General features: G+C 63.1%; 17 protein-coding genes and 1 pseudogene. 9 read left to right on the forward strand and 9 right to left on the reverse strand.

Annotated features, from left to right (window positions below; translation table 11 throughout):
• Positions 1-265 precede the first annotated feature (265 nt).
• Both earP and efp read left to right on the forward strand, forming a co-directional pair.
• Positions 266-1,399 (forward strand): elongation factor P maturation arginine rhamnosyltransferase EarP, encoded by a 1,134-nt coding sequence (earP, locus tag ACI2KG_RS20810; protein WP_404663114.1) that lies wholly within the window; start codon positions 266-268, stop codon positions 1,397-1,399.
• Between the two features lie 48 nt (positions 1,400-1,447).
• Positions 1,448-2,017: an elongation factor P gene (gene efp, locus ACI2KG_RS20815; RefSeq protein ID WP_012271109.1), complete on the forward strand. Its 570-nt coding sequence runs from the start codon at positions 1,448-1,450 to the stop codon at positions 2,015-2,017.
• A 233-nt stretch (positions 2,018-2,250) separates the two neighbouring features.
• Here the strand turns inward: efp and ACI2KG_RS20820 are convergent, their stop codons facing one another.
• From ACI2KG_RS20820 to ACI2KG_RS20830, 3 genes are all read right to left on the reverse strand, one after another.
• Entirely contained in the window at positions 2,251-2,679 is a 429-nt protein-coding gene (locus ACI2KG_RS20820; RefSeq protein WP_012053329.1) for an organic hydroperoxide resistance protein, read from the reverse strand.
• A gap of 139 nt (positions 2,680-2,818) precedes the next feature.
• Positions 2,819-3,274 carry a MarR family winged helix-turn-helix transcriptional regulator gene (locus tag ACI2KG_RS20825; protein WP_201207914.1) on the reverse strand — a complete coding sequence of 152 codons (456 nt, stop codon included), beginning with the start codon at positions 3,272-3,274 and terminating at the stop codon, positions 2,819-2,821.
• A 56-nt stretch (positions 3,275-3,330) separates the two neighbouring features.
• Positions 3,331-4,284, reverse strand: coding sequence for a LysR family transcriptional regulator (locus tag ACI2KG_RS20830; RefSeq protein WP_404663115.1), 954 nt, complete (start codon positions 4,282-4,284; stop codon positions 3,331-3,333).
• A gap of 113 nt (positions 4,285-4,397) precedes the next feature.
• Between ACI2KG_RS20830 and ACI2KG_RS20835 the strand changes: the two genes are divergently transcribed.
• Positions 4,398-5,147 (forward strand): sulfite exporter TauE/SafE family protein, encoded by a 750-nt coding sequence (locus ACI2KG_RS20835; RefSeq protein WP_404663116.1) that lies wholly within the window; start codon positions 4,398-4,400, stop codon positions 5,145-5,147.
• Between the two features lie 126 nt (positions 5,148-5,273).
• On the opposite strand, the gene ACI2KG_RS20840 is transcribed toward ACI2KG_RS20835, so the two are convergent.
• Entirely contained in the window at positions 5,274-6,125 is an 852-nt protein-coding gene (locus tag ACI2KG_RS20840; RefSeq protein WP_404663166.1) for a LysR substrate-binding domain-containing protein, read from the reverse strand.
• 96 nt (positions 6,126-6,221) lie between these two features.
• Between ACI2KG_RS20840 and ACI2KG_RS20845 the strand changes: the two genes are divergently transcribed.
• Positions 6,222-6,440 carry a DUF1127 domain-containing protein gene (locus ACI2KG_RS20845; protein ID WP_404663117.1) on the forward strand — a complete coding sequence of 73 codons (219 nt, stop codon included), beginning with the start codon at positions 6,222-6,224 and terminating at the stop codon, positions 6,438-6,440.
• Between the two features lie 335 nt (positions 6,441-6,775).
• Here the strand turns inward: ACI2KG_RS20845 and ACI2KG_RS20850 are convergent, their stop codons facing one another.
• Positions 6,776-8,122 carry a class II 3-deoxy-7-phosphoheptulonate synthase gene (locus ACI2KG_RS20850; RefSeq protein ID WP_404663118.1) on the reverse strand — a complete coding sequence of 449 codons (1,347 nt, stop codon included), beginning with the start codon at positions 8,120-8,122 and terminating at the stop codon, positions 6,776-6,778.
• Between the two features lie 115 nt (positions 8,123-8,237).
• On the opposite strand from ACI2KG_RS20850, the gene ACI2KG_RS20855 reads away from it, so the two are divergent.
• The gene (locus ACI2KG_RS20855; RefSeq protein WP_404663119.1) at positions 8,238-8,993 is read left to right on the forward strand and encodes a spermidine synthase; all 756 of its coding nucleotides are present in this window, start codon (positions 8,238-8,240) and stop codon (positions 8,991-8,993) included.
• 443 nt (positions 8,994-9,436) lie between these two features.
• Positions 9,437-11,153 (forward strand): annotated as a pseudogene (locus ACI2KG_RS20860) (DEAD/DEAH box helicase).
• A gap of 209 nt (positions 11,154-11,362) precedes the next feature.
• On the opposite strand, the gene ACI2KG_RS20865 reads toward ACI2KG_RS20860, so the two are convergent.
• Positions 11,363-12,130 (reverse strand): DODA-type extradiol aromatic ring-opening family dioxygenase, encoded by a 768-nt coding sequence (locus ACI2KG_RS20865; RefSeq protein WP_404663120.1) that lies wholly within the window; start codon positions 12,128-12,130, stop codon positions 11,363-11,365.
• Positions 12,131-12,231: 101 nt separating this feature from the next.
• Between ACI2KG_RS20865 and ACI2KG_RS20870 the strand changes: the two genes are divergently transcribed.
• Entirely contained in the window at positions 12,232-12,882 is a 651-nt protein-coding gene (locus ACI2KG_RS20870) for a thiopurine S-methyltransferase (RefSeq protein WP_404663121.1), read from the forward strand.
• A 55-nt stretch (positions 12,883-12,937) separates the two neighbouring features.
• Here ACI2KG_RS20870 and htpX read toward each other — a convergent pair whose 3' ends face one another.
• Positions 12,938-13,825 (reverse strand): protease HtpX, encoded by an 888-nt coding sequence (htpX, locus tag ACI2KG_RS20875; RefSeq protein WP_012271122.1) that lies wholly within the window; start codon positions 13,823-13,825, stop codon positions 12,938-12,940.
• 448 nt (positions 13,826-14,273) lie between these two features.
• Complete coding sequence (locus tag ACI2KG_RS20880) at positions 14,274-15,485, reverse strand: pyridoxal phosphate-dependent aminotransferase (protein WP_404663122.1); 1,212 nt, start codon at positions 15,483-15,485, stop codon at positions 14,274-14,276.
• 166 nt (positions 15,486-15,651) lie between these two features.
• Here ACI2KG_RS20880 and msrB point away from each other — a divergent pair, with 166 nt between their 5' ends.
• Positions 15,652-16,047 (forward strand): peptide-methionine (R)-S-oxide reductase MsrB, encoded by a 396-nt coding sequence (msrB, locus tag ACI2KG_RS20885; protein WP_404663123.1) that lies wholly within the window; start codon positions 15,652-15,654, stop codon positions 16,045-16,047.
• 14 nt (positions 16,048-16,061) lie between these two features.
• The gene (locus tag ACI2KG_RS20890) at positions 16,062-16,550 is read left to right on the forward strand and encodes a glutathione peroxidase (RefSeq protein ID WP_404663125.1); all 489 of its coding nucleotides are present in this window, start codon (positions 16,062-16,064) and stop codon (positions 16,548-16,550) included.
• Here the strand turns inward: ACI2KG_RS20890 and ACI2KG_RS20895 are convergent.
• Positions 16,540-18,897 carry a response regulator gene (locus tag ACI2KG_RS20895; RefSeq protein WP_404663126.1) on the reverse strand — a complete coding sequence of 786 codons (2,358 nt, stop codon included), beginning with the start codon at positions 18,895-18,897 and terminating at the stop codon, positions 16,540-16,542. The two genes, ACI2KG_RS20890 and ACI2KG_RS20895, sit on opposite strands and share 11 nt — an antisense overlap.
• Between the last annotated feature and the right edge of the window lie 41 nt (positions 18,898-18,938).

Here is an 18,938-nt window from a genome sequence, read left to right on the forward strand (position 1 = left end):
CATATTGTGGGAGCCTGGCTTGCCGGCGATGGGCCGCAACGCGGCCCCAAATTGCTTAACTGACCGGCATTAGGGCTTGCCCCGCGAAGCGCCGCCCGCGCGGCGCTCGATTTCAGCAACCCTGAAGAGCTAAAGCCAGGCACCTGAAAGGCACTAGCCAAACTCCAGCCAACCACCTGGCCGCCCCCACCCGCCTTCCCGACTGGCAAATTCCAGCAAATCATGCGCAGAATTCGCGGTTTTTGCACCAGCACGGGAGGGGCGCATGAAAGCGACCTGGGACATTTTCTGCAGCGTCGTCGACAATTACGGCGATATCGGCGTGACCTGGCGCCTGGCCCGGCAACTGGTGGCCGAGCATGGCCTGGCGGTGCGCCTGTGGGTGGATGACCTTAACGCCTTCACACCCATGTGCCCCGGCGCCGATGCCTGCGCCGCGCAGCAATGGCAGCAGGGGGTGGACGTGCGCCAGTGGCCGGCGGCCTGGTTGCCGGTAGCGCCAGCCGACGTGGTGATCGGCGCGTTTGCCTGCCAGCTGCCGGCGGCCTACGTCGAGGCGATGCGCGCCCTGCCTCGGCCGCCGCTGTGGCTGAACCTGGAGTACCTCAGTGCCGAGGACTGGGTAGAAGGCTGCCATGGCCTGCCTTCGCCGCAGCCCAACGGCCTGCGCAAGGTGTTTTTCTTCCCGGGCTTTACCGAAAAAACCGGGGGGTTGTTGCGCGAAGGTTCGCTGCTGGCGCGGCGCGATGCCTTGCAGCAGTCGGCTGATGCGCGCCAGGCGTTTCTGCACGGGCTTGGCGTAAACCCTGAGCCGGGTGCGTTGCTGGTGTCGCTGTTTGCCTATGAAAACCCGCAACTGGCCAACTGGCTCGGTGCCCTGGCCACCGGCGGGCAACCCTGCCATCTGCTGGTGCCGCAAGGTCGCATCGTTGCAGGGCTCAGCCAGTGGCTTGGCGAGGCGGCGTTGCAAGTGGGTGATGTACGCAAGCGTGGCACGCTTACCGTGCAGGTGCTGCCTTTCGTCAGCCAGGACGACTTCGACCGGCTGTTATGGAGTTGCGACTTCAACGCGGTGCGCGGTGAAGATTCGTTCGTGCGTGCGCAATGGGCCGGGCAGCCGATGCTGTGGCACATCTACGTGCAGGACGAGAACGCCCACTGGGAAAAGCTCGAAGCGTTCCTCGCGCATTATCGACGCGGTTTGTCAGACGATGCCGACACCGCACTGCTTGGCCTGTGGCGCGCCTGGAACATGGATTTCGACATGGCCCAGGCCTGGCAGGCGGCCCGCCAGCATTGGCCGGAACTGCAGCAGCATGCCCGTCGCTGGGCGGCGCAACAGGCCGCTCAGCCGGACCTTGCCATGACGCTGGTACAGTTTTACCGAAATTGGCTATGATATGCGGCCTCGATTTTTATAAATCCATCCAGATTCGGATACTTCGTAATGAAAACTGGTAAAGAACTGAAACCCGGTACCGTACTGCGGATCGACAACGACCCGTGGCTGGTTCAAAAAGCTGAGTTCACCAAGTCGGGCCGTAACAGCGCGATCATGAAGACCAAGCTGAAGAACCTGCTGACCGGCTACAAGACCGAAACCGTATACGGTGCGGACGACAAGCTGGACGACGTGATCCTGGATCGCAAAGAAGCGACCCTGTCGTTCATCAGCGGTGACTCGTACACCTTCATGGACACCACCGACTACACCATGTACGAACTGAACGCCGAAGACATCGACGCCGTTCTGCCGTACATCGAAGAAGGCATGGAAGACATCTGCGAAGCCGTGTTCTTCGAAGGCCGCCTGGTATCGGTAGAACTGCCGACCACCATCAGCCGTCAGGTTGTCTACACCGAGAACGCTGCTCGCGGCGACACCTCGGGCAAGGTCATGAAGCCTGCCAAACTGAAGAACGGTACCGAGATCCAGGTTGCCGACTTCATCCAGATCGACGAGTGGATCGACATCGACACTCGCGACAACAGCTTCAAAGGCCGTTCCAAGAAGTAATTTTTCTTGTGATGCGCAAAAAACCCGGCCTCGGCCGGGTTTTTTTGTGCCTGTAATTTCAGCGCTGATCGTCCTGCTTAACGCGGTCCCTTGTAGGAGCGGCCTTGTGTCGCGATGGGCCGCAGAGCGGCCCCAAGATTGGCCTGCAAAAGCTGGTAATCCTGTGAGATTGCCGGGGCCGCTTCGCGCCCCATCGCGACACAAGGCCGCTCCTACAGGGGACCGCGTGAGCTTTAGACGGTAACGTGAAGGCGCACATCCACATTACCGCGGGTGGCATTGGAATACGGGCACACCTGGTGCGCCTTTTCCACCAGCCCTTCGGCATCGGCCTGGGCCAGGCCTGGCAGGTTGATGTGCAGGTCGATGTCCAGGCCGAAACCGCCCGGGATCTGGCCGATGCCCACTTTGGCGGTGATCGAGGCATCTGCCGGCAGGGCTTTCTTCTCTTGCCCGGCCACGAACTTCAAGGCGCCGATGAAGCATGCCGAGTAACCGGCAGCGAACATCTGCTCGGGGTTGGTGCCATCGCCGCCTGCGCCGCCCAGTTCCTTGGGGGTGCTCAGCTTGACTTCCAGCTTGCCGTCGCTGGAGCGGGATTTGCCGTCGCGCCCACCGGTGGAGGTAGCTTCTGCGATGTACAGCGGAGTGACCTTTTGCATCTTGAGCCTCGCTAATGTGCTGTGCGCTCCCGTAGGAGGAGGGCGCGGGTTGGTGTGGGATTTAAGTTAGCGCGCAATTAGTTAGCGCGCAAGATAAATATTCACTGTTCCGCCAAACGGCCATTGCACAGCTTAGCCGTCAGAGGTTTTTCTGCAGGCTTTCGCGCAGGTTCAGCAGGTCGGCCTGCAATTGCTGCAACTGCTGCAGGCTGCGGCCACTGGCCTTGAGGATGCACTGGGGCACCTCCTTGGCCTGCTGTTGCAGGGCGCGGCCCTTGTCGGTCAGTTGCACCAGCACCACCCGTTCATCCTCGCGGCTGCGGTTGCGCTGCAGCAGGCCTTCGCTTTCCAGGCGCTTGAGTAGCGGGGTCAGCGAGCCGGGGTCGGTCAGCAGGTGCTGGCTGATTTCGCCCACGGTGAGCCCGTCACGCTCCCACAGCACGAGCATGGCCAGGTATTGCGGGTACGTCAGGCCCAGCGCCTGTAGCAGCGGTTTATAGACTTTGGTCATCAGCAACGAGGTGGAGTGCAGGGCGAAACAGACCTGGTTGTCCAGCAGCAGCTCGTCACAGGAGGCTTGGGTGTCGGCGTTCATGCAGGTCCTTGAGGGTCATCAATGGGAAATTCTGGCACTGATCACGCGTGCGCGCATTACGCGCGCAGTTCGCTGCGCAGGGCCAGGTCCCAGGGTGGAATCGGGCTGAAGCGGCTCTTGAGGAATTCGAGCAGCAAACGGCTGCGAGAGTTCGTTTCATGTTCAAGGCGCAGCGCATAAATGCCACTGGTCTCGGCTTCAGGCAGGCCGCCGTCGCAAAACAATGGCAGCAACTCGCCGCGCAGCAGATATTCGCTGATCAGCCAGGTGGGCAGGTGGGCAATGCCCAGGCCAGCGAGCGCGCCGAATAGCAGGGTTTCGGCGTTGTTGGCGGCCATGCGCATGCGTGCCGGGCGGTACAGGCGGGTTTGCCCGCCAACCTCGAAGCGCCAGGCGAAGGGCGGCGCCAGGCCGTCCCAGTCAAGGCCATCATGCCCGGGCAATTCGCTGGGGCAGGTGGGCATGCCGCGGCTGGCCAGGTAGGCCGGGCTGGCGCAGGCGATGCGCACCATGTAGGCCAGCGGCGTGGCAACCAGGCGGGTGTCGGCCAGCGGGCCGGCGCGCAGCACCAGGTCGACCTCGCCCAGGTGGCTGCCGTGCAGGTCGACGAAACTGTCGATGAGGCGCAGTTGCACGTCCAGGCCTGGGTAGGCCACCAGGAAATCGGCAATGGCCGGGGCCAGGTGGCGGCGGCCAAACGCGGCGGGGGCGTCGATGCGAATCAGCCCTTCGGGTGCATTGCTCAACGACACCGCTTCGGCGCGGGCCAGGCGCAGCTCTTCGATGATGCGCCTGGCCCGCTCGGCAAAGGCATTGCCCGCAGGGGTTGCGCGCACGGCATGGGTGCTGCGGGTGAACAGGCGGCTGCCCACGGCACTTTCCAGGTTATCGATGCGCCGCGCCACGGCGGACGGCGTCAGCGGATGGCGGCGGGCAGCGGCGGAGAAACTGCCGGTCTCCAGCACATCGAGGAACAGGCTCAATTGGTCGGTGAGAGTATCGGGGCTCATGGCTGCCTTGCTTTTGCGAAAAACGCACAGCCATTGTGCGCTGCTGTGCGTTTCCCCGCCAGCGCGCAATCGTTAGCATGCTCGCATTATCTGTACAGGCAAACGAGGCCCTGATGATCGAGTGGTTGTTGTATATCGTGCTGGGCGCTGCCCTGGGCACCATGGGGGGCTTGTTCGGCATTGGTGGCGGGCTGATCGCGATCCCGGCGCTGGGCGTGCTGTTTGGCCTGGACCAGCAATTGGCGCAGGGTACGGCGCTGGTGATGGTGGTGCCGAACGTGTTGCTGGCGCTGTGGCGCTATCACCAACGCAACCGCATCGAACTTCGCCATGCTGTGCCGCTGTCGCTGTGCAGCTTCGTGTTTGCCTGGCTGGGGTCGATCTGGGCGGTGGGGCTGGATGCGCATTCCATGCGCCTGGGCTTTGTCGGTTTCCTGGTGGCATTGGCGGTGTGGAACGTGGCGCGGATGTTCATGAAGGTGGCGCCGGCCAGTGCCGAAATGCGTTACGCATGGCCTTGGCTGGGGGTGCTGGGCAGTTTTTCCGGCACCATGGGCGGCCTGTTCGGGGTGGGCGGGGCGGTGGTGGCCACGCCGATCCTGACCAGTGTGTTCGGCACCACCCAGGTGGTGGCGCAGGGGCTGTCGCTGGCCCTGGCGGCGCCCAGTACCTTGGTCACCCTGGTGACTTACGGGGTGCATCACAGTGTTGTCTGGGGTGTAGGGTTGCCGTTGGCGGTAGGTGGTTTGCTCAGCATCAGCTGGGGGGTGAAGTTGGCCCATGCGTTGCCGGAAAAGGTGTTGCGGGCGATGTTCTGTGTGTTTTTGGTGGTGTGTGCGGTGATGCTTGGTTTCGAACTTTGAGAATTTGGGGCCGCTTTGCGGCCCATCGCAGGCAAGCCAGCTCCCACAGGTACTCCACAATGTTCGGGCCTGTGGTAACCCTGTGGGAGCTGGCTTGCCGGCGATGGGCTGCGCAGCAGCCCCGGCTTACTTGAACCCTTCGATAATGTAGCCAGCCATGCAGTCAGTAATCGGCGAAGGGTGCTGGGTACTGCGCACCAGCATCACATTGGCCACCGGCAACTGCGGCAAGCCTTCTTTCTCACCCAGAATCCGTATGTTGCCGCCAATCAGGCTCTGCAACTGCGCCGTCACCGCCAACCCCGCCGTGACTATGGCAAAGATCGCCGCCAGGCTCGGGCTGGTGTAGGCGATGCGGTAATCGATGCCCTGTGCCTCCAGCGCATTACAGGTCCAGGCCCGGCAGAAGCAGTCGGTATTGAACAACGCCACCGGCATCGGCCGTTGTTCCTGCGGGCAGAAGCCTTCGGCGGCAGCCCACACCAGGCGTTCCTGGCGCAGCAGTTGGCCTATCTCGTTGCCCGGCTCGCGGGTGACGATGGTCAGGTCCAGGTCCTGGCGCAGCATCAATTGCTTGGACGAATCGCAATGCACCTCCACCTGCACCAGCGGGTAGGCCTGGGCAAAACTCGACAGGATGGTTGGCAGAAAGCGCATGGCGTAATCATCCGGCGTGCCGATGCGCACCAGGCCGACCATGTGCGGCATGCGCAGGGTGTTGAACACTTCCCCATGCAGCTTGAGGATGCGCCTGGCGTAGCCCAGCAGCACCTGGCCTTCGGCGGTCAGCCGCACCTGGCGGCCGTCGCGCTCGAACAGCTGGCGCTGCAGGATGTCTTCTTCCAGGCGTTTCATCTGCATGCTGACCGCCGACTGGGTGCGGTTGACCACCTCGCCGGCGCGGGTGAAGCCGCCCTGCTCGGCGATGGCGACGAAGGTGCGCAGTACGTCCGCATCGAGGCTCTGGTACTGGGACATTGCATCAATCTCCGAGATGTATGGCATCAGAAACATTCGTTGGATTGATCTTATGCCCGGCGTGACACTGAGGCCATCAACACGGAGGGCTTCACGATGAAAGGTCATGTCAGCAGCATCCAGCAACCTGCCTTTACCCTGAACCACCTGTGGCATGCGGCCTTGCAGCGCCCGGCGCGCTGGCTGCAACTGTACCGGCAGCGCCAGGAACTGGCCCGCCTCAGTGATGCGACCTTGCATGATCTGGGGTTGAGCCGGGCGGATATCCAGCAAGAGGCCGAGCGGCATTTTTGGGATGATCCGCTGAAGAAGTGAGTGGGGCGCAGAAGCGTCTGGCTTGAGGTTTTCAGCGCCTGGGAGACCGAGCGCCGCCCGCGCGGCGCTTCGCGGCACAAGGCCGCTCCCACATCTGTTTCGGGCCAGTTGTTCCTGTGCCAGGTGGGTTGCAGCCTTGGTGCATGGCTGGATATCGATTAAGCGCAACTGCGTTCCCTTCGATATCGAATGGAACAAACAAGGCGGACAGAGGTGACCTGTCAGGAGTGACTGGCCGGAAACAGATGTGGGAGCGGCCTTGTGCCGCGAAGCGCCGCGCGGGCGGCGCTCGATCTCACAGGCGCCACAAAGCCCATGCTCTACACATCCCAGCCTCAGCGCCTTACTTGCTTCAGCGTCTCGGCAATCAAAAACGCCAACTCCAACGACTGGTCAGCATTCATCCGCGGATCACAATGGGTGTGATACCGGTCCGACAACGCATCCTCGGTAATCGGCCGCGCACCGCCGATGCATTCGGTAACGTTCTGCCCGGTCATCTCGATATGAATGCCGCCCGCATGGCTACCCTCGGCCTGGTGCACCTGGAAGAACTGCTTCACCTCGTCCAGGATCTGCGCAAAATCACGGGTCTTATAGCCGCTGCTGGCCTTGATGGTGTTGCCGTGCATCGGGTCGGAACTCCACAACACCTTGCGCCCCTCGCGCTCGACGGTGCGGATCAACCCCGGCAGGTGGTCACCCACCTTGCTCGCACCCATGCGCACGATCAGGTTCAGGCGCCCCGGGTCGTTGGCCGGGTTGAGCGTGTCGATCAGGCGGATCAGCTCTTCAGGGTTCATGCTCGGGCCAACCTTGACCCCGATCGGGTTCTGCACCCCACGCAGGAACTCGACATGGGCGCCGTCCAGCTGGCGCGTGCGGTCGCCGATCCACAGCATGTGCGCCGAGCAGTCGTAGTAGTCGCCGGTCAGGCTGTCCTGGCGCACGAAAGCTTCTTCATAGTTCAGCAGCAGCGCTTCGTGGGCGGTGAAGAAGCTGGTTTCGCGCAGCTGCGGCGCGCTGTCCAGGCCGCAGGCACGCATGAACGCCAGGGTTTCGTCGATGCGGTTGGCCAACTGGTGGTACTTGTCGGCCAGCGCCGAGTTGGCGATGAAATCGAGGTTCCACTTGTGCACCTGATGCAGGTCGGCAAACCCGCCCTGGGCGAAGGCGCGCAGCAGGTTGAGGCTGGCGGTGGCCTGGTGGTAGGCCTGCAGCAGGCGGTCCGGGTCGGGGATGCGGCTTTTCGCGTCGAAACCAATGCCATTGACGATGTCGCCACGGTAGGCCGGCAGGGTGATGTCGCCGATGGTTTCATCGCCCGCCGAGCGCGGCTTGGCGAACTGCCCGGCCATGCGCCCGACCTTGACCACCGGGCAGCCGGCAGCAAAGGTCATGACAATGGCCATTTGCAGCAGCACCTTGAAGGTGTCGCGGATTTTTGCGGCCGAAAACTCGGCGAAGCTCTCGGCGCAATCGCCACCCTGCAACAGGAAGGCGCGGCCTTCTGTCACCTCGGCAAATTGCCGGCGCAGCTCGCGTGCCTCGCCCGCGAACACCAGTGGCGGGTAGCTGGCCAGGGTCTGCTCGACCTTCAGCAGGTGCGCGGCATCGGGGTAGGTCGGTTGCTGCTGGATCGGCAGGGCGCGCCAGCTGTCAGGGCTCCACGGTTGGTTCATCTCGGGCTCGGTCTTGTAGGTTGTCGGCTATGGGCCATGGTAACAGTTGGCGCCGTGCTTGTTGCATCAAGGGTGATGGCGGACAATGCGCGTTTTTGCGCGGGTAGGTGTGAGCATGACGGCGGAACGGGAAGAGCGGCTACTGGCACGGGTGGAGGATGCCTTTGGCGTCATCAGCGTGTACGAAGTAGACGACTACCGCTTTCTGGAATTCGGCGATGCCATTGAGCAAAGCTGCGTGTTCACCGCCGACCCCAGCTGGCTGGAGTACGACTACACCCGCGCCATGCTGGTGGGCGCCTTGTGCCATGAGCAGCCGGAGAGCGCGCTGTTTTTGGGGCTGGGGGCCGGCACGCTGACCCAGGCCTGCATGAAGTACCTGCCGCTGGACGATATCGAAGCCATCGAACTGCGCCCGGATGTGCCGCGCCTGGCCATGGAGTACATGGGCCTGGACGACGACCCGCGGCTGTATGTGCGTATCGGTGATGCCCTGGAGCTGTTGCCCACGGCAGAAAAGGCCGACCTGTTGTTCGTCGACCTGTATACCGACCACGGGCCGGGGGTCGGGCACCTGGCGTGGAACTTCCTCGAGAACTGCCAGCAGCAACTGAACCCGGGTGGCTGGCTGGTGATCAACCAGTGGGCCACCGATGACGGCAAGCCGCTGGGCGCGGCGTTGCTGCGCGGGTTGTATCACCGGCATTACTGGGAGTTGCCGGTGAAGGAGGGCAATGTGATTCTGCTGGTGCCGGCGGACCTGGAGCAGGGGCTGGACCTGGAGGGGCTGCGGGCGCGCGCCGAGGCGCTGGCGCCGCGGTTGGGGTATAGCCTTGAAGGGTTGATTCGCGAGATTCGGCCGGCTACCTGATGATTCAGTGGTGAGGCTGCTGGCCCTATCGCCGGCAAGCCAGCTCCCACAGGGATCTCTGTAGGTTTGAGATCTCTGTGTTCCAGCAGGATTGCATTGGCCTTGGATCCAGTGGGGTCTCTGTGGGAGCTGGCTTGCCGGCGATAGGGCCATTGCAGGTAGTAAAGAAATATCGATTCAGCCCGCCAGCGCTGATGGCCCGATACTGGCCCCGCCGCCTGAAAATATTCCTCACGTACCCGCACTATTTCGGGTATAGTACGCGCCGGTCTTTTAGCGGACCTCAAAATCAGGTGGTGCAAATCCCCCGAGTCCAGCTTCGGCTGCACGTCCGCTAGGCGGACCTTCCCAAAGTTTTCTTTTTCAATCGTTTTCGCAAATCCCCGCCGACAAAGCTGCCTGGGTGACCTTCCGGTCTTTCAAGGCATGTGCAGCTTTGCAGCATGGGTCTTTGCGGATGCACTTAGAGGCAGACCCATGACCCAGGAAACCGGCGGCTTCGCCGCTCTCGATCTTAATCCGAACATTGTTGCTGCCGTTGTGGCTACCGGCTACGAAGAGCCGTCCGCCATTCAGCAACAATCGATCCCGATCATCCTCGCCGGTCACGACATGATCGGCCAGGCGCAGACTGGCACCGGCAAGACCGCTGCCTTCGCCCTGCCGATCCTGAACAAGATCGATGTGAGCAAGCGCGAACCGCAAGCCCTGATCCTGGCGCCAACCCGTGAGTTGGCGCTGCAAGTCGCTACCGCTTTCGAAACCTACGCCAAGCAGATGCCAGGCGTAAACGTGGTTGCCGTGTACGGTGGTGCCCCAATGGGCCCACAGCTGCGCGCCATCCGCAACGGTGCGCAAATCGTCGTCGCTACCCCGGGCCGCCTGTGCGACCACCTGCGTCGTGACGAAAAAGTCCTGTCGACCGTACAGTACCTGGTACTGGACGAAGCGGACGAGATGCTCAAGCTGGGCTTCATGGACGACCTCGAAGTGATCTTCGACGCAATCCCGGCTACCCGTCAGACCGTACTGTTCTCCGCAACCCTGCCGTCGTCGATCCGTTCGATCGCCGAGCGTCACCTGCGTGAACCGAAGCACGTCAAGATCCAGACCAAGACCCAGACCGTTACCGCGATCGAGCAGGCCCACCTGATGGTCCACGCCGACCAGAAGATCCCGGCTGTGCTGCGTCTGCTGGAAGTGGAAGAGTTCGACGCGCTGATCGCCTTCGTGCGTACCAAGCAAGCTACCCTGGACCTGGCCGCCGCGCTGGAAGCCAAGGGCTACAAGGCTGCCGCGCTGAACGGCGACATCGCCCAGAACCAGCGTGAGCGCGTGATCGACTCGCTGAAAGATGGCCGCCTGGACATCGTCGTCGCTACCGACGTTGCTGCCCGTGGCCTGGACGTACCGCGCATCACTCACGTGTTCAACGTTGACATGCCGTACGACCCTGAGTCCTACGTGCACCGTATCGGCCGTACTGGCCGTGCCGGTCGCGATGGCCGTGCACTGCTGCTGGTTACCCCGCGTGAGCGCCGCATGCTGCAGGTGATCGAGCGTGTTACCGGGCAGAAGGTTGCCGAAGCGCGCCTGCCAAATGCCCAGGCCGTGCTGGATGCCCGCATCAAGAAGCTGACCAACAGCCTGGCGCCGCTGGTAGCCGAAGCAGAAGCCACCCATGGCGAACTGTTCGACCGCCTGACCAACGACTTGGGCTGCAGCGCCCGCGCCTTGGCCTCGGCCCTGCTGCGCAAGGCCACCAATGGCCAGGCGCTGGACCTGGCTGCGGTAGAGCGTGAGCAGCCGCTGGTGCCGGGCGTTGGTGCCCCGCGTGGCGAGCGTACCGAACGTGGTGAGCGTGGCGAGCGCCCTGACCGTGGTGACCGCGAGCGCCGTGCGCCGCTGCCACTGGCCGAAGGCCGCGTGCGTTGCCGTACTGCCCTGGGTGCCCGTGACGGCATCGCCGCCAAGAACCTGCTGGGCGCGATCCTCAACGAGGGTGGCCTGGCGCGTGACGCCATCGGCCGCATCCAGGTGCGTGATAGCTTCAGCCTGGTCGAGCTGCCGGAAGACGGCCTCGAGAAGCTGCTGTCCAAGCTCAAGGACACCCGCGTGGCTGGCAAGCAGCTGAAGCTGCGTCGCTACCGCGAGGATTGATCCTGGCGTAATGAAAAAATCCCCGGCCTAAGTCGGGGATTTTTTTTGCCTGTGAGATTTTGGGGGGGGGGTGCTTTGCAGCCCATCGCGACACAAGGCCGCTCCTACAAGGGATCGCGATCCCATGTCGGATCGCGATCCCTTGTAGGAGCGGCCTTGCCGGGGCGCCGGACCGGTCGGAAAGGGGCGCAAAGCGCCCCCAGCTATCTTCAGTCGAACCGATAAATGTCCATCCCCAGTGCCCCCAAGGTAAACCCTTGGTGCACAACCCCAAACCTGTCCCCGGCCCCCATGGCAAAGTACAACGGCAACAAATGCTCATCACTCGGATGGTTACGCACCGCAAACGGCGCCTGCTGCCGATAACCCAGCAACGCCTCCCGGTCATCCGCCTGCAAGTTGTCCACCACCCAATCCCTGAACGCCAGCGCCCAAGGCTCGATCACTTCCGACCCGGCATGCCAGTCCAGCTCGCCCAGGTTATGGGTAATGCTGCCCGACCCAATCAGCAGCACACCCTCGCCACGTAACCCGGCCAGCACCTGGCCCACCTTCACCTGCAGCGCCGGCCCCATGTGGCTGGGCAGCGATACCTGCACCACCGGAATGCATGCCTGCGGGTACATCAGCGACAGCGGCACCCACGCGCCATGGTCGAACGGCCGCTGCGCATCCAGCCGCGCGGGTAACCCCGCGGCCTGTAACAACTCACTGACCTGGCCGGCCAGCGCAGGGTCTCCCGGTGCCGGGTACTGCACTGCATACAGGGCCGGTGGAAAGCCGTAGAAGTCATGCCAGGTCTCTGGCTGTGGGTTACCGGTTACCAGCAGATCGCGGCTTTCCCAGTGCGCCGACACCACCACGATCGCCTTCGGCCGGGGCAGGGCATTGGCCAGCCCGGCCAGTGCCGGCCCGCTGGCACCGGGTTGCAGGGCAAGCATGGGGGAACCGTGGGAAATGAACAGGCTGGGCAGCATGGCGGGGTCCTGAAGGTTAAGATGCAACCATCTTCGATCAACTACAGATCGAAATCCAAACCAAGTTTTACCAACAAACCATCTAAAAATCGGGAGTGATCATGGAGCCAGCGTTCTGGCAAAAGCGGTGGGCCGACAACCAGATCGGCTTTCACCAGGCGCAGGTGAACCCGTACCTGCAGCAGTATTGGCCAACCTTGCAACTGGCGCCGGGTAGCCGCGTGCTGGTGCCGCTGTGCGGCAAGAGCCTGGACATGGCCTGGCTGGCCGGGCAGGGCTATCGGGTGTTGGGTGTGGAGTTGTCGCGGCGGGCAGTGGAGGGCTTCTTCAGCGAGCATGGGCTTGCAGCCGAAGTGCGTCAGCAGGGCGCGTTCGAGGTGTGGCGCAGTGGCGATGTGGAGCTGTGGTGCGGCGATTTTTTTGCCTTGCGGGCAGAGGATGTCGGTGATTGCGTGGGGCTGTATGACCGGGCGGCGGTCATTGCCTTGCCGGTGCAGATGCGGGCGGCGTACATGCAGGCGCTGTCGGCGTTGTTGCCAGCGGGTTGCCGTGGGTTGCTGGTGACGCTGGACTATGACCAGTCGCTGCTGGCCGGGCCGCCGTTTTCGGTGGGGGATGACGAGCTGCGGCAGGGGTTTGCTGGCTGGCAGGTGGATGAGTTGGAGGTTGTGCAGGTGATCGGGGAGAGCCCGAAATTTTTGCAGGCCGGGGCTTCCAGTTTGTTGGAGCGGGTGTACCGGGTTAGTCGCTGACAGGCAAACACAAAAAAGGGCGACCGAAGTCGCCCTTTTTTAATTACCAGGTGGATCAACCGCGGCGGCGCAGCGCCTCGATGCGGTCTTCCAGCGGCGGGTGGCTCATCAGCAGGCCCGCCAGGCCGTGCTTCAGGCCGCCATTGATGCCGAAGGCCTTCATGGTGTCCGGCATGTGCACCGGCAGGCCTTGCTCCACGCGCAGGCGCTGCAGCGCGCCGATCATCGCCGAGGTGCCGGCCAGCTGAGCACCGGCCTCGTCGGCGCGGTATTCGCGGCGGCGCGAGAACCACATCACGATCATGCTGGCCAGAATGCCCAGGATCAGCTCGGCCACGATGGTGGCCACGTAGTAGGCAATGCCCTGGCCTTCTTCGTTCTTGAAGATCACCTTGTCGACGAAGTTGCCGATGATGCGGGCGAAGAACATCACGAAGGTGTTCACCACGCCCTGCACCAGCGCCAGGGTGACCATGTCGCCGTTGGCCACGTGGCCAATTTCGTGGGCCAGTACCGCACGCACCTCATCGGGCGAGAAACGCTCCAGCAGGCCCTGCGACACCGCTACCAGCGCGTCGTTGCGGTTCCAGCCGGTGGCGAAGGCGTTGGCCTCGTAAGCTGGGAAGATCCCCACCTCGGGCATTTTGATGCCGGCTTCGCGGGACAGCTCTTCGACCGTTTGCAGCAGCCACTGCTCGTGGCGGGTGCGTGGCTGGCTGATGATCTGGGTGCCGGTGCTCATCTTCGCCATCCACTTGGAGATGAACAGCGAGACCAGGGAGCCGGCAAAGCCGAACACGGCGCAGAACACCAGCAGGCTGCTGAGGTTCAGGTCGACCCCGTTGGCGGCCATGAACCCGTTGAAACCGAACAGGCTCAGGGTAATGCTTGCAACCAGCACCACCGCAAGGTTGGTGGCTACAAACAACAGAATGCGCATCATGGTTGTTACGTTCTCCTGACGGATGAGTTGTCGCTTACTGCGGGGTATATAAGGTGCCTGCCGTGCCGATTCAATCGGGCGACTATTTCAAACTGTGTACGGCGGAGTATGGCAGAGGATGGCGCGGGGGCTGTGGGATAGAGCGTTGCAGGATGTAAGAAACATGCCTTGGGGATTTTGGGGCCGCTGCGCAGCCCATCGCCGGCAAGCCAGCTCCCACAGGGACCCCACAATCTCCAGGCCTGTGGTACCCCTGTGGGAGCTGATTCCCACAGGGACCCCACAATCTCCAGGCCTGTGGTACCCCTGTGGGAGCTGATTCCCACAGGGCCCCCACAATCTCCAGGCCTGTGGTACCCCTGTGGGAGCTGATTCCCACAGGGCCCCCACAATCTTCAGGCCTGTGCTACTCCTGTGGGAGCTGGCTTGCCGGCGATGAGGCCGGTACTTACTGCGAATAAGTCCGCAGGAAATTACCAATCCGCCCAATCGCCGCTTCCAGATCATCCACCCGTGGCAAGGTCACCACGCGGAAGTGGTCCGGCCACGGCCAGTTGAACGCCGTACCCTGAACGATCAGCAGCTTTTCCGACAGCAGCAGGTCAAGCGCGAATTTTTCGTCGTTGAGGATCGGGCACACTTTCGGGTCGATCCGCGGGAACGCATACAGTGCGCCCATCGGCTTCACGCAGCTTACGCCCGGGATGTCGTTCAGCAGCTCGTAGGTGCGGTTGCGCTGTTCCAGCAGGCGCCCCGGCGGTAGCACCAGGTCATTGATGCTCTGGTAGCCGCCCAGCGCGGTCTGGATGGCATGCTGCGCCGGCACGTTGGCACACAGGCGCATGTTGGCCAGCATGTCGATGCCTTCGATATAGCTCTGCGCGTTGTGCTTGGGCCCGGAAATGATCAGCCAGCCAGAACGGAAGCCCGCCACCCGGTACGACTTGGACAAACCGTTGAAGGTCAGGCACAGCAGGTCCGGGGCCAGCGAGGCGGTGCTGATGTGCACGGCTTCGTCGTACAGGATCTTGTCGTAGATCTCGTCGGAGAACACCACCAGGTTGTGCTGGCGGGCCAGCTCCAGCATGCCCAGCAGCAGTTCTTTGGAGTACACCGCGCCGGTCGGGTTGTTCGGGTTGATGATTACCAGGGCCTTGGTGTTCGGGGTGATCTTGGCCTTGATGTCTTCAAGGTCGGGGAACCAGTCGGCCTGCTCGTCGCACAGGTAGTGCACCGGCTTGCCGCCGGCCAGGCTCACGGCAGCGGTCCACAGCGGGTAGTCGGGCGCCGGGATCAGCACTTCGTCGCCGTTGTTCAGCAGCGCCTGCATCGACATCACGATCAGCTCGGACACGCCGTTACCGAGGTAGATGTCCTCGATGGTGACGCCTTCGATTTCCTTCTGCTGGCAGTACTGCATCACCGCCTTGCGTGCGCTGAACAAGCCCTTGGAGTCGCTGTAGCCCTGCGCGGTGGGCAGGTTGCGGATCACATCCTGAAGGATTTCGTCAGGCGCTTCGAAGCCAAACGGCGCCGGGTTGCCGATGTTCAGCTTGAGGATGCGGTGGCCTTCCTCTTCCAGGCGCTTGGCGTGCTTGAGCACTGGGCCGCGAATGTCGTAGCAGACATTGGCGAGCTTGTTCGATTTGCTGAACTGCATGATGGGATCCCGATTGAGAAAACGCGCAACCCACGTCGAAACGTTTGAAAGGGCAGGAAGCGGGTGCCAGACTGAACGCCTGGCACACGAAGCCAACTAATATACGTGCCACCCGCGCCCCGGAAAAGACGGTGCGGGGTGAAATTCAGCCTGCCGAGGTCCCTACATGAAAAAGATCGAAAAAACCCTGGAGGAATGGCGGTCGATGCTCGACCCCGAGCAGTACCAGGTCTGCCGCCTCAAGGGCACCGAGCGACCGTTCAGCGGCAAGTACAACAGCGAGCGCCGTGATGGCATTTACCACTGCATCTGCTGCAACCTGGCACTGTTCGACGCGCAGACCAAGTTTGACTCAGGCTGCGGCTGGCCGAGCTTCTATGCACCGATCGAGGACAGCGCGATGATCGAGATCCGCGACACCTCCCACGGCATGATCCGCACCGAAGTCACTTGCGCCCGCTGCGATGCGCACCTGGGCCACGTGTTCCCCGACGGCCCGCCACCGACCGGCCTGCGCTACTGCATCAACTCGGTGTGCATCGACCTGCGCCCGCGCGACTGACCGGAGCTCGACACATGGCCGAATCGATGCTGGATATCAAATGCGTGACACTGGGCGGGGAGCACAAGGTACTGGGCGACTTCCCGGGTAAGGCGCTGCTGGTGGTCAATACCGCCAGCCAGTGTGGCTTTACCCCGCAGTACAAGGGCCTGGAGCAACTGTGGCAGGCCTACCGCGAGCGTGGCCTGGTGGTGCTGGGCTTTCCCTGCAACCAGTTCGGCAAGCAGGAACCGGGCGATGCGCGGGAAATTGCGCAGTTCTGCGAGCGCAATTTCGGTGTGAGCTTCCCGCTGTTTCGCAAGATCGAGGTCAACGGCCCCGGCACCCACCCCCTGTATGTCGCGCTGAAGCAGCGCGCCCCGGGCCTGCTCGGCTCGCAGAAGATCAAGTGGAACTTCACCAAGTTCCTGGTCGACCCGGCCAGCGGCCAGGTCAGGCGTTACGCCCCTACCACCAAGCCGCAGGCGCTGGAAGCAGACATCGAGCGCCTGCTCAGCCGTTGACGGGCACCCAGTGGTCGACCAGCGCCAGTAGCTCTTCACGGCGAAACGGCTTGGCCAGGTAGTCGTTCATGCCCGCCGCCCGGCAGCGTTCGCGCTCTTCGGGCATGGCGTTGGCGGTGAGGGCGACGATGGGCAGGTGTGGCCAGCGGCCGCTCTGGCGGATGCGCCGGCTGGCCTCGTAGCCGTCCATCACCGGCATGTTGCAGTCCATCAGCACCAGGTCGAACTCGCGCTGCTCCAGTAGCTCCAGGGCCTCGGCACCCTGGGTGGCCAGTTGTACCTGGCAGCCGAGCTTGGCCAGCATGCCCTTGGCCACCAGTTGGTTCACCGGGTTGTCTTCTACCAGCAGAATGCGCGCGCGGCTTTGCCCAAGGGTAATGGCCGGGGTGGCCAGCGGGTGCTCGGGCTCATGGCCTTGCAAGGTGCGGCGTAGCGTCTGGTACAGGGCGTTGCGCGCCAGCGGCCGGGCCAGCTGATGCAGCGGTGCCAGCGCCAGCGACTGCTCGTTGGGCAGGAAGTTGCCGTAGGCGGTCACCAGTAGGATCGGGGTTGCCAGTGCCGGGCGCAGCTCGAACAGCTGGTCCACGTCGTCAGTGATCAACAGCTCCATCGCGGTGGCGTCCAGGGTCGCAGGGCTATCATGCCGTTGGTAGCTCAGGCCCCACGCGGGCAGCAAACCTTGCAGCAACTCATTCAGCCCGCTGCCGGCTGCACTCAGCACTGCCACGCGGCCGTGCAGCGGCGGCGGCGCGATTGCCTCGGTGTGTACGGTCAGCGGCAGCTCGGCAGTAAAGCAGCTGCCAAAGCCGGGCTCCGAACGGATATGCAGGTGACCTTGCATGGCTTTGCACAAGTTGCGCGTCAGCGCCAGGCCCAGGCCGGTGCCGCCGTACTGGCGGGTGATGCCGGCGCCAGCCTGGGTAAAGGGCTGGAAGATCCGCGCCTGGGCTTCTTCGGGGATGCCGATGCCCGTGTCGCGGACCTCCAGGCGCACGCCGCCGACAAGGGGCACCAGGCGCACATCGACGCGGCCGAAGCGGGTGAACTTCAGGGCGTTGGACAGCAAGTTACTGACGATCTGCCGCACCCGCGTGGGGTCGCCCAGTACGCTGCTGGGGAAGTTGCCGGCGATCAGGCAGGTCAGCTCCACGCTTTGCGCGGTGTTTTGCGACAGCAGGTTGGCGGTGTCCTCGACCATCGAGCCCATGTCGAAGGCTATGCGCTCCAGCTCCAGTTGGCCGGCATCGAACTTGGACAGGTCGAGAATATCGTTCAGCAATTCCACCAGCACCTTGCCCGAGTCGTGGGCAATCGCCAGCTGCTGGCGTTGCTCGCTGGGCAGCGGGCTGTCCAGCGCCAGGGCGATCATGCCGAGCATGCCGTTGAGCGGGGTGCGGATTTCATGGCTCATGTTGGCGAGGAAGGCGGCGCGCGCCTGGGCCATGTCCAGGGCCCGGCTGCGGGCCTGTTCCAGTTCCTGGTTGGACAGGCTGAGGCTGCTGTTGCTGGCCTTCAGTTCGTCGGTACGCGCCGAAACGATGTCTTCAAGCTCGTTCAGGTACTGGGTCAGGCGGTTTTCTGCGGTGCGCCGCTGCTCGATTTCGGTGGCCATGCTGATGAACTGCTGGTTGGCGACCTTGACCAGCACCCCGATCTCGTCGTTTTCGTGCCCGTGCGGGCATTCCAGGCGGGTTTGCCGGGGCTTGCGCGGGTCGCTGCCGCTGAGCGCGCCGATCACCGTGACCAGCGGCTTGGTCAGCATCATGTAGAACAGCGCCAGCAGGATGCCGGTCAGCACCAGGCTGCGGGCAAAGCCGTTGAGCAGGGTGATGCCGGCGCGGTCGAGAAAGCGCCCGCCAAAGGCGTAGGTGTCGACGTCCAGGTACAGGGTGCCGAGGTATTCCTCGGGCATGTGGGTAAGGTACAGGCGTTCCTTGAACTGGCGCTGCTCGCCGAACAGGAAGTCGCTGAGCGGCCGGTAGCTGTCCTGCAAGCGCGGGCGCTCGACATCGGCCAGCACGGTTTCGTTGTTGTCGATCAGCCGGGCGCGAATGATGGCCGGTGACTGCAGCAGGCCGCGGGTCAGTTCCAGGGCCAGTTCCGAGTCGATGTTGTAGGCAATGCGCGAAGCCGGGTTGTGGCTGATTTGCAGCAAGGCGCGCACTTCACGGTTGATGGACGCGTCTTCGCTGGCATAATCGATGCCGATCTGGATGAGACTGAGCAATGTTCCCAGGATGAAGCCGACCAGGACTGTCAACCGGGCTTGCTTGTATGACAGGCGATTGGTGAACTTGATATCCATGAGTCCCGAGCCGGTTTCCCGTTCCTTGCGCTGCGCAAGCATAGCCGATCAACCCCGGCTGCTGGTGGGTCTGTCTGTTCATT

Origin of the sequence: Pseudomonas sp. NPDC089407 (assembly GCF_044900445.1) — a bacterium.
Lineage (GTDB): Bacteria > Pseudomonadota > Gammaproteobacteria > Pseudomonadales > Pseudomonadaceae > Aquipseudomonas.

Bases quoted from the DNA above. Each gene is read 5' to 3' on its own strand.
- ACI2KG_RS20870 (WP_404663121.1), top strand. From the start codon at position 12,232: ATGGAGCCAGCGTTCTGGCAAAAGCGGTGGGCCGACAACCAGATCGGC.
- ACI2KG_RS20855 (WP_404663119.1), top strand. From the start codon at position 8,238: ATGACGGCGGAACGGGAAGAGCGGCTACTGGCACGGGTGGAGGATGCC.
- ACI2KG_RS20825 (WP_201207914.1), bottom strand. From the start codon at position 3,274: ATGAACGCCGACACCCAAGCCTCCTGTGACGAGCTGCTGCTGGACAAC.
- msrB (WP_404663123.1), top strand. From the start codon at position 15,652: ATGAAAAAGATCGAAAAAACCCTGGAGGAATGGCGGTCGATGCTCGAC.
- ACI2KG_RS20830 (WP_404663115.1), bottom strand. From the start codon at position 4,284: ATGAGCCCCGATACTCTCACCGACCAATTGAGCCTGTTCCTCGATGTG.
- ACI2KG_RS20895 (WP_404663126.1), bottom strand. From the start codon at position 18,897: ATGCTTGCGCAGCGCAAGGAACGGGAAACCGGCTCGGGACTCATGGAT.
- earP (WP_404663114.1), top strand. From the start codon at position 266: ATGAAAGCGACCTGGGACATTTTCTGCAGCGTCGTCGACAATTACGGC.
- ACI2KG_RS20835 (WP_404663116.1), top strand. From the start codon at position 4,398: ATGATCGAGTGGTTGTTGTATATCGTGCTGGGCGCTGCCCTGGGCACC.
- ACI2KG_RS20820 (WP_012053329.1), bottom strand. From the start codon at position 2,679: ATGCAAAAGGTCACTCCGCTGTACATCGCAGAAGCTACCTCCACCGGT.
- htpX (WP_012271122.1), bottom strand. From the start codon at position 13,825: ATGATGCGCATTCTGTTGTTTGTAGCCACCAACCTTGCGGTGGTGCTG.
- ACI2KG_RS20865 (WP_404663120.1), bottom strand. From the start codon at position 12,130: ATGCTGCCCAGCCTGTTCATTTCCCACGGTTCCCCCATGCTTGCCCTG.
- ACI2KG_RS20845 (WP_404663117.1), top strand. From the start codon at position 6,222: ATGAAAGGTCATGTCAGCAGCATCCAGCAACCTGCCTTTACCCTGAAC.
- efp (WP_012271109.1), top strand. From the start codon at position 1,448: ATGAAAACTGGTAAAGAACTGAAACCCGGTACCGTACTGCGGATCGAC.
- ACI2KG_RS20850 (WP_404663118.1), bottom strand. From the start codon at position 8,122: ATGAACCAACCGTGGAGCCCTGACAGCTGGCGCGCCCTGCCGATCCAG.
- ACI2KG_RS20840 (WP_404663166.1), bottom strand. From the start codon at position 6,125: ATGTCCCAGTACCAGAGCCTCGATGCGGACGTACTGCGCACCTTCGTC.
- ACI2KG_RS20890 (WP_404663125.1), top strand. From the start codon at position 16,062: ATGGCCGAATCGATGCTGGATATCAAATGCGTGACACTGGGCGGGGAG.
- ACI2KG_RS20880 (WP_404663122.1), bottom strand. From the start codon at position 15,485: ATGCAGTTCAGCAAATCGAACAAGCTCGCCAATGTCTGCTACGACATT.